This is a genomic window from Pedobacter sp. GW821-FHT01D05, assembly GCF_059422505.1.
Genome location: NZ_JBWKXA010000004.1, coordinates 556,282 through 564,642, shown reverse-complemented (window position 1 = coordinate 564,642; position 8,361 = coordinate 556,282). Strand labels below are relative to the sequence as shown.

The 8,361-nt window shown below is 37.6% G+C and carries 11 protein-coding genes; 2 read left to right on the top strand and 9 right to left on the bottom strand.

Annotated elements, in window-relative coordinates; translation table 11 throughout:
- Positions 1-182: 182 nt before the first annotated feature.
- The 3 genes from AC07VK_RS17435 to AC07VK_RS17425 form a co-directional block, all read right to left on the bottom strand.
- Entirely contained in the window at positions 183-527 is a 345-nt protein-coding gene (locus tag AC07VK_RS17435; protein ID WP_492962049.1) for a hypothetical protein, read from the bottom strand.
- Between the two features lie 153 nt (positions 528-680).
- Positions 681-3,488, bottom strand: a complete 2,808-nt coding sequence (gene polA, locus AC07VK_RS17430; protein ID WP_492962047.1) for a DNA polymerase I — start codon at positions 3,486-3,488, stop codon at positions 681-683.
- Between the two features lie 94 nt (positions 3,489-3,582).
- A complete protein-coding gene (locus AC07VK_RS17425) occupies positions 3,583-4,191 on the bottom strand; it encodes a CPBP family glutamic-type intramembrane protease (protein ID WP_492962053.1) in 609 nt (202 codons plus the stop codon).
- 147 nt (positions 4,192-4,338) lie between these two features.
- Here AC07VK_RS17425 and AC07VK_RS17420 point away from each other — a divergent pair, with 147 nt between their 5' ends.
- The gene (locus AC07VK_RS17420; protein ID WP_492955923.1) at positions 4,339-5,019 is read left to right on the top strand and encodes a hypothetical protein; all 681 of its coding nucleotides are present in this window, start codon (positions 4,339-4,341) and stop codon (positions 5,017-5,019) included.
- A gap of 74 nt (positions 5,020-5,093) precedes the next feature.
- On the opposite strand, the gene AC07VK_RS17415 is transcribed toward AC07VK_RS17420, so the two are convergent.
- From AC07VK_RS17415 to AC07VK_RS17400, 4 genes are all read right to left on the bottom strand, one after another.
- Positions 5,094-5,597 (bottom strand): GNAT family N-acetyltransferase, encoded by a 504-nt coding sequence (locus tag AC07VK_RS17415; protein ID WP_494939808.1) that lies wholly within the window; start codon positions 5,595-5,597, stop codon positions 5,094-5,096.
- A complete protein-coding gene (locus AC07VK_RS17410; protein ID WP_492962043.1) occupies positions 5,597-6,184 on the bottom strand; it encodes a DNA-3-methyladenine glycosylase I in 588 nt (195 codons plus the stop codon). Before AC07VK_RS17410 ends, AC07VK_RS17415 begins: the two co-directional genes overlap by 1 nt.
- A 1-nt stretch (position 6,185) precedes the next feature.
- Positions 6,186-6,548 (bottom strand): four helix bundle protein, encoded by a 363-nt coding sequence (locus AC07VK_RS17405; protein ID WP_492962041.1) that lies wholly within the window; start codon positions 6,546-6,548, stop codon positions 6,186-6,188.
- A gap of 64 nt (positions 6,549-6,612) precedes the next feature.
- Positions 6,613-6,954, bottom strand: a complete 342-nt coding sequence (locus AC07VK_RS17400) for a carboxymuconolactone decarboxylase family protein (protein ID WP_492955919.1) — start codon at positions 6,952-6,954, stop codon at positions 6,613-6,615.
- A gap of 51 nt (positions 6,955-7,005) precedes the next feature.
- Here AC07VK_RS17400 and AC07VK_RS17395 point away from each other — a divergent pair, with 51 nt between their 5' ends.
- Positions 7,006-7,365: a hypothetical protein gene (locus tag AC07VK_RS17395; RefSeq protein WP_492955918.1), complete on the top strand. Its 360-nt coding sequence runs from the start codon at positions 7,006-7,008 to the stop codon at positions 7,363-7,365.
- On the opposite strand, the gene AC07VK_RS17390 is transcribed toward AC07VK_RS17395, so the two are convergent.
- Positions 7,355-7,687, bottom strand: coding sequence for an MGMT family protein (locus AC07VK_RS17390; protein WP_492955917.1), 333 nt, complete (start codon positions 7,685-7,687; stop codon positions 7,355-7,357). The genes AC07VK_RS17395 and AC07VK_RS17390 overlap by 11 nt on opposite strands.
- Positions 7,687-8,337, bottom strand: coding sequence for a tRNA (guanosine(46)-N7)-methyltransferase TrmB (gene trmB, locus AC07VK_RS17385; RefSeq protein ID WP_492955916.1), 651 nt, complete (start codon positions 8,335-8,337; stop codon positions 7,687-7,689). Before trmB ends, AC07VK_RS17390 begins: the two co-directional genes overlap by 1 nt.
- Positions 8,338-8,361 lie beyond the last annotated feature (24 nt).

Sequence of the window (8,361 nt, the reverse complement as noted above, 5' to 3'; positions counted from 1 at the left end):
TAAACGCTTACCAAGCTTTCTTCTTGTAATACTATTTGGAAGAAGAAAATCAGTTGGATAAACCAAAGGAGATGACGATTTTTTTTTTGCAAAGTGCACGCTTAAGGAGTAATCCATGTAACATAGAAGCAAAAAAGGGCCTCCGATTTTCATTGGAGACCCTTCAAATTATAAACCTGAACCTAATTCTTTTTAGCAGCAGCAGCTTTGTTTGCTTTGTAACGCATATCTGCTGTTCCGTCTTTTTTAGTTGGACCAGCAACTTTAGTTACCGCTTTTGCTTTATTTTCTTTAAAACGCATATCTGGCGTACCATCTGCTTTTACTTTAGCAGCTGTAGTAGTTGTTTTAGTTTCTACTTTTTTAGCCTCCTGTTTTACGCCTGCTTTTACTGGCGCAGTTGTAGTTTTTACTTCTTTTTTAACAACTGTTTTAGCTTTAGCTGGGGCTGTTGTTGCTGGTGTTTGAGCAAATGCTGTTGTTAAACCAAATGCTGCGATTGCGATTAAACTCAATAATTTTTTCATGTTCTTTAGATTTGTTTTTTTAATTACCATGAAGCTTCTTTGTTTCATTCAGAGGTTTCATAATCCTTAATTTTTGTTTACTCGTTATTTGTTGATATAAAATTGATTAATTGGTATGAAGTTTTAATGAAGATAACAAATATTTTTATTTTTTTAATGCGCAGCTAACCAATTATCTCCTTCACCAATTTCTACAACGATGGGCACGGTCAATTTAATGGCATTGGCCATTTTATCCTGAATGATGGCTTTCATCGCTTCTTTTTCGGTTCTCAACACATCAAACACCAACTCATCATGCACCTGCATGGTCATGGTTGACTGCATACCCTGTGCTTTCATTTCTTTATGGATATTGATCATCGCAATTTTGATCATATCGGCAGCAGAGCCTTGAATGGGTGCGTTAATGGCATTTCGTTCTGCAAAGCCTCTTACAGTTTGGTTGGCAGAGTTAATATCTCTTAAATAACGTCTTCTGCCCATTATCGTTTCTACAAATCCGTTCTCGCGTGCGAAGTTCATGGTATCGCTCATATAACGTTTAATACCCGGATATTGCATAAAATATTGTTCAATAATTTCAGCAGCTTCCTTGCGTGGAATACCTAAATTTTGCGATAAACCAAAAGCAGACTGACCATAAATAATTCCGAAGTTAACGGCTTTAGCATTTCTGCGTTGCGTTCCGTCTACCTCTTCGATGCTTACACCATATACTTTAGCTGCTGTTGCCGTATGGATATCGATTCCTTTGTTAAAAGCATCGAGCATATTCTCTTCTTTACTTATTTCGGCAATAATGCGCAATTCTATCTGCGAATAATCGGCCGATAACAAAATGTGGTTTTCATCCCTTGCAATAAAGGCTTTGCGCACCTCCCTGCCACGCTCGGTACGGATTGGGATATTCTGTAAATTTGGATTGTTGGAACTTAACCTTCCAGTTGCCGCAACGGCCTGATTGTAGGATGTATGTACCCTCCCTGTTTTAGGATTAACCATCAAAGGCAATGCATCAACATAGGTTGATTTAAGTTTCTGTAACTGGCGGAAGTCTAAAATATCCTGTACAATATCACTTTTGCTGGCTAAGGCCATTAAAACGTCTTCTCCGGTTTGGTACTGACCGGTTTTCGTTTTTTTTGCTTTTGGATCTAACTGAAGTTTATCAAATAAAACCTCTCCCAATTGCTTTGGCGAGGCAAGGTTAAATTTAACTCCAGCTTTATCGTAAACATTCTGTTCAAACTTGATAATTTCAGTTTCGAGCTCTTTAGAATAAGCTTTTAAGGTTTCCATATCAATACGAACACCTTCTTTTTCTATATCTGCCAAAACATAAACCAGAGGGTTCTCAATCTCTTCGGCTAGTTTGGCTGCATTTAGTTCTTTCAATTTCGGTTCAAAGATGTGCGCTAACTGTAATGTCACATCGGCATCTTCAGCCGCGTAATCTACCACATCAATTACTGGCACATCACGCATGGTGCCTTGGTTTTTGCCTTTTGCACCGATCAATTTGGTAATAGAGATCGGTGAGTAACCCAGGTAGTTCTCTGATAAAACATCCATACCATGGCGGGTATCAGGATCGATTAAATAGTGCGCAAGCATGGTATCAAAAAGTTTGCCCTTCACCTGAACACCATACCATTTCAACACTAAAATATCGTATTTGGTATTCTGACCAATTTTTTCAATTTCTTCATTTTCCAATACGACTCTAAATTCGTCAACGATAACCTGAGCCGCTTCTCTCGCTGCCGGAACCGGAATATAATAACCGGTGCCTGGTTTTATGGAGAATGATAAACCAACTAAATCGGCCATGTTTGCATCGGTACCTGTGGTTTCTGTATCAAATGAGATGCGTTTTTCGGCCAACAATAATTTGATCAGATCTGCACGTTGCTCAGCAGTATCAACCAACTGATAATCGTGCTCTGTATTTTCGATGGTTTTAGCCGGAAGCTTTTCTGCTGGTTCTTCTTCGAGCGTATTGGTATATTGAATGGCCTCGCCTGCCTGGTTTCCGAATAAATCGGTCTGGGTACCTTCCTGAAAACGCGCTGTAGTAACCGAAAATTCATCGCCAAACACCCTACGGCCCAAAGTCCTGAATTCTAATTCGGTAAATAGAGGTTCTAATAAATCGCGGCTTGGATCGCAGAGTTCCAAACTAGCCTCATCCAGTTCAACAGGAACATCTAACAGAATTGTTGCTAGTTTTTTTGAGATTAAACCTTGTTCTGCAAAGTTTTCTACGTTTTCACGCTGTTTGCCTTTTAGTTCGTGGGAGTTTGCAATAATATTCTCCATGGAACCGTATTGTTTGATCAAAGCTTTTGCCGTTTTCTCGCCTATTCCCGGGATACCTGGTATATTATCTACCGCATCGCCCCATAATCCTAAAATATCGATTACCTGCAATACATTTTCGATCTCCCATTTGGCCAATACTTCCTTTACGCCCAATATTTCCATATCGTTACCCATACGGGAAGGTTTGTAAATAAAAATATTTTCGGAAACCAATTGCGCAAAATCCTTATCTGGGGTCATGCAATAAACCTGATAGCCTCTTTGTTCGGCTTTTTTAGCCAGTGTACCAATAATATCATCGGCCTCATAACCATCAGAGGTGATCACGGGAATATTAAACCCCGTAATTAATTTAATTACATATGGCATTGCCGCAGCCAGATCTTCGGGCATAGCCTGGCGGTGCGCTTTATACGCCTCGAAAGAAGTATGTCTTTCAGTCGGCGCCTCGGTATCAAAAACAACTGCAATGTGTGTTGGTTTTTCTTTCTTTAAAACATCTAACAAAGTATTGGTAAAGCCCATTACTGCCGATGTATTAATGCCTGTTGAGGTGAAACGAGGGTTTTTACTTAATGCAAAATGCGCCCTGTACATCAGCGCCATACCATCTAGGAGAAAGAGTTTTTTATTCATGTGATTACACCGGTTTAAGATTACACCGACAAATGGATTTATCGGATGATAAAAGTAACCAAAGTTAAAGGTTTAGAAAAGAGTAAACCCCAATTTAAGAGAAAAAGAATGTTAATAATACCAGAGTAAAATTAAAGAAGCCATGTAATAAAATTGAATATATCAAACCGTATTTAATTCTCAGATAGCCCAATGATAAACCCATAAACGCTTGCGAGATTACAAACAAGATAAAAGCTGGATCGTTTAATGTTAAACCTTTAATATTGCCTAAGTGTATTAAACCAAATATAATAGCAGAATAATAAAAGAGATAACCAAATGATCTCTGTTGAAAAATCAGCCTCTTACGTATATCCATCCGTTTAAAATATCCTTGAACAATTAATGCGACGAGAAGAAAAAAGATATAAACAGGCCACGTGAGGAAACTGCTCATTATAAAGTAATTTGATATCAGGCCCAAGGTAAGACACACAAAGTATATTGGTATATATTTCTTTCTCAGGTGCCACCTAAATAAAAACTCTTCTAATACTGGAGCGAAAATACATACCAAAAGTAAGGTCACTGTTAACCCATATTTTTTCAGGATATCGATCTCTTGAACATATTCTTTAATAATTTTCAAATGCACTAAAATACAGTAGGTAGTTAATACTAAACCTGCAAATAATAGATCAAGTATGAGCAGCCATAACATATCTCTCCAAAGAGATTTATTATCTTTACTGAGTTTTAAAGGTTTTGGCTTTTTTAAGAATTGCCAAAATGCAGAGAGCGTTTGTATCATTCGTATATTGAATATTATTTTTGAATAACTTACGTTATATCCCGAGATTACTAACATATGAAGATTTTTAGCTTTTTTATTTTATTTTTTTCAATAATTATTACCGCTCAAGCCCAGGATTTTATTGTCAAAAACAACGATGATGTCATCCGTGGAACGATAAAGGGAACCGATTATTTTTCGGTTTTTATTAGTGCCAATGATGAAGCTGATGTGATTTTGCCGGCAAAAGATGTTAAGAACTTCTTCTGGAACGGTGATAGCTTTGTAAGCAAGGGTTTTGCAAATGGGCGCAATTTTGAATACCGTTTTGTTAAGGTAATCGAAATGGGAACGGTTAATCTTTATTCTTTTGGCGGAGGTACTTTAGTTCCTGCGGTAAAAGAGAAAAAAGTAAAATTCAGGCCGTCAATTGGTATTGGTACAGGAACCGGCGGTTATGGCGGAATGGGTATGGGTGGAGGCATTAGCATTGGCGGTGGCCGTAATACGGCACCAGAGAGACCGGCAGGTGCGCCGGTTGTTCGTTACTTTATTGAAAAACCAGGTGCCGGGCCTTTACAGGAAGTGCCGATGAAAGCAATAACTGAGGACACAAAAAAGATTGATGTTAAAAATATTTTATTGCAAAAGATAGGCGACCAACCTGCTTTAAAAGCTAAAGTTGAAGCTGGAACAGATTTTAACAGTAGGGATGTAATTGAATGGGTTAAGGAATATAACGCGACAAAGAAATAGAATCAGGATTAACTGATTTCAGGATTGCAAGATCGTTTAACTCATATCTTCGCGCTTTAGCTTTACATAAATGGCTAAACTGATAAATTCATCGTTTTTAATTTCACAGTTCTCCATTGTTTTCTGATAATCAAAATCAAGTTTTTGCAGCACCTTTTTGCTGTTTTCATTTTGAGTTTCAACCATAGCCTCGATTTTCTTAAGCCTAATTTCTCAAAGGCATAATTGCAAATGGGATTTGCTACTTCTTTGATGATGCCTCTTCCCCAATATTCGGGCAACAGCCAAAAACCTATTTCGGCCTTTTGATCCGTTTTACTTAAATCATTAAATCCTATGGCACCTAAGAGACCAAGGTTTTCTTTATCACAGATTGCCCACCAGATACCCGTTTCATTTTTTTGAAGGTCATTGAACCAGATCAATTGCTCATTGGTTTCCTCCAGGCTTGCATAGCGTACACCATAATAGCGAATCACATCAGGATGGGATAATCCTTCAAAAACAAATGCCAGATCGTCAGAACAAAATTGCCTCAATAAAAATCTATCCGTGTGTATTGTAGCTTCAGCAAACATTACCTTGCGCAGCAGTTTAACAAATGATCGTTAACCATGCCGGTTGCCTGCATATGTGCGTAACAGATGGTGGTGCCAAAAAATTTGAAACCACGTTTTTTCATGTCTTTACTGATCTGATCGGAAAGTTCAGTTCTTGGCGGAACATCACTCATTTTTTCGATTTGATTTTGGATTGGTTTGCCACCTGGAACAAAACCCCACATGTATTTAGAGAAACTGCCAAATTCTTTCTGAATTTCGATGAACAGTTTGGCATTGGTAATGGCACCGTTAACTTTTAAACGATTGCGGATAATACCTTCATCGTTCATCAGCCGTTCTACATCTTTTTCAGTAAAAGCAGCTACTTTGTTAACCTCAAAATCGGCAAAGGCTTTACGGTAGTTTTCCCGCCTTTTGAGAATAGTAATCCAGCTTAAACCAGCCTGAGCACCTTCGAGAATCAGGAATTCGAATAAAATTTTATCATCATAAACAGGCTTTCCCCATTCTTCATCGTGGTATTTGATGTAAAGTGGGGCATTTCCGGCCCAGCTGCAACGGGTTATTGAGTCCTTAGTCTTGAGTCCAGAGTCTTGAGTCATATTATGCAAATTTTGCAGGATTGTTAATCATGAAGTTTAATAATTTGCTTACTTCTTCACATTGACTATCTAGATGATTGAATTTTTCTTGAGAGATATGGTTACATGCAAGCGCTACATCTAACCAAACTTGTGTTTCACCATTTTCCATATCTGCATCTGATAGTTTACTGATAAAATGATTTGGATACCTTCTTTTTTTATAAGCTTCACCTATACAACTACATACAGACCTTGAAGATCTGCGAATTTGGTCAACCAAACTGTATTGCTCAGATTTAGGAAATTCTTTTGTTAACATAAAGATATCCATCAACAGAGAAAATCCTTTTTTATAAGCCATTAGTTCTCTAAACTTCCCCATAGTTTTTTTAAACTAATATAACAATTTGAGGACAGACTAAAGACTTTAGACTGGGGACTTAGGACTAAGCATTCAGCTCATCCCAGTACTCCACAGCTCTCCTATAGTGCGGAATTACAATACTCCCACCTACAAGATTGGCGATCATGAAAATTTCGTTCATCTCATCATGGTTTACACCGGCATCAAAACATTTGCCCAAATGGTATTTAATGCAATCATCACAACGCAAAACCATCGAGGCTACCAGGCCTAACATCTCTTTCGTTTTAACATCTAAAGCTCCATCGGCGTAGGAGGTTGTATCTAGCGCAAAAAAACGTTTAATATTTGTATTTGCTGTCTCCATAATTCTATCGTTCATTTTTTCACGATAGCCATTAAATTCTTCTACAAGCTTTCCCATATTTTAAAATCTTTTTTAACTGTTATTTGTTAGGGATATAAACATTTGATTATGAAAATGATATCTCCAAAATTTCATGCCGTTTTAGATTACCTGTTGGTAATGCTTTTACTGGCTTCACCTGATATTTTTGGTCTTTCTAAAACCGCTTCAACACTGGCTTACACATTGGGCATCATTCATTTTTTATTAACGATAACCACTAATTTCAGCGGGGGTATTTTTAAGATCATTAACCTTAAACTTCATGGCCTTATCGAATTTTTTGTTAGTATTATCCTTGTCATCTTAGCCTTTACGCTTTTTAAAGGAAATTTAACCGACGAAATTTTCTATGCCTGCTTAGGTTTATTGATTCTGATTATTTTTACCCTTACCGATTATAAACGAAGTTTACCCGTTATACTGTAATTTCTTCGAGTGGATTCCAGAATACTTTTTTAAAGTTTACCACCTTATCGTTCTTTACTTCGACGCCTTCGTTCCTCAACAGCTCTTCCATCAGTTCGGGCGGTTTGAAATGAAACTTTCCGGTTAACAGGCCACTACTGTTTACCACTCTATGGGCAGGCACACTAGGCTGGGCTGTTCCGGCATAAAGCATGGCATGCCCCACCATTCTAGATGATTTTGCTGTACCTAAACTTTTCGCGATAGCGCCATAAGAGGTAACCCTTCCTTTCGGAATTAAGCGGGCAATCTCATAAACCTGTTCGTAAAAGTTGGTATCCATTATTCAAAAGAAAATTGAATATAATTAATATTTTTATCGTGTAACAAGTATTTTTTCTCGTAATAGGTTTTGATCGACAATACTTCATCAACCAGTTCAGAAGTATACAGATGATCGGTATTTTTATGTACAGGCAATCCTAATTCTGCCACCTTTTCGCAAGTATAAGCATACAGTTGATCGTTATCCGTTTTCAGATTAACATTGCCTCCTGGTTTTAAAACAAGTTTATAACGGTTCAGGAATGCGGGGAAAGTCAAACGTTTTTTCTCACGGCTATCCTGTGGTTGCGGATCGGGGAAAGTGATCCAGATCTCATCAATTTCTCCCTCGTTGAAATACTCCAATAAATTTTCAATTTGGATTCTTAAAAAAGCAACGTTGTTAATTCCATCTTCAATAGCTGTTTTTGCACCTCTCCATATGCGGTTACCTTTATAATCAACACCTATAAAGTTTTTTTCAGGAAATAACCTGGCTAAGTTTACCGAATATTCGCCTTTTCCACATGCCAGTTCGAGTACAATGGGATTCGCATTTTTAAAATGTGCTGAAGCCCAGTTTCCCTTTAAAGCTTTTCCTTGTTCTAATTGATATACGTTTGCAAATGTTTCGATTTCTGCAAAACGCCTAAGTTTATCTTTACCCAAAAGTTTTTTTTCTGCAAAAATACA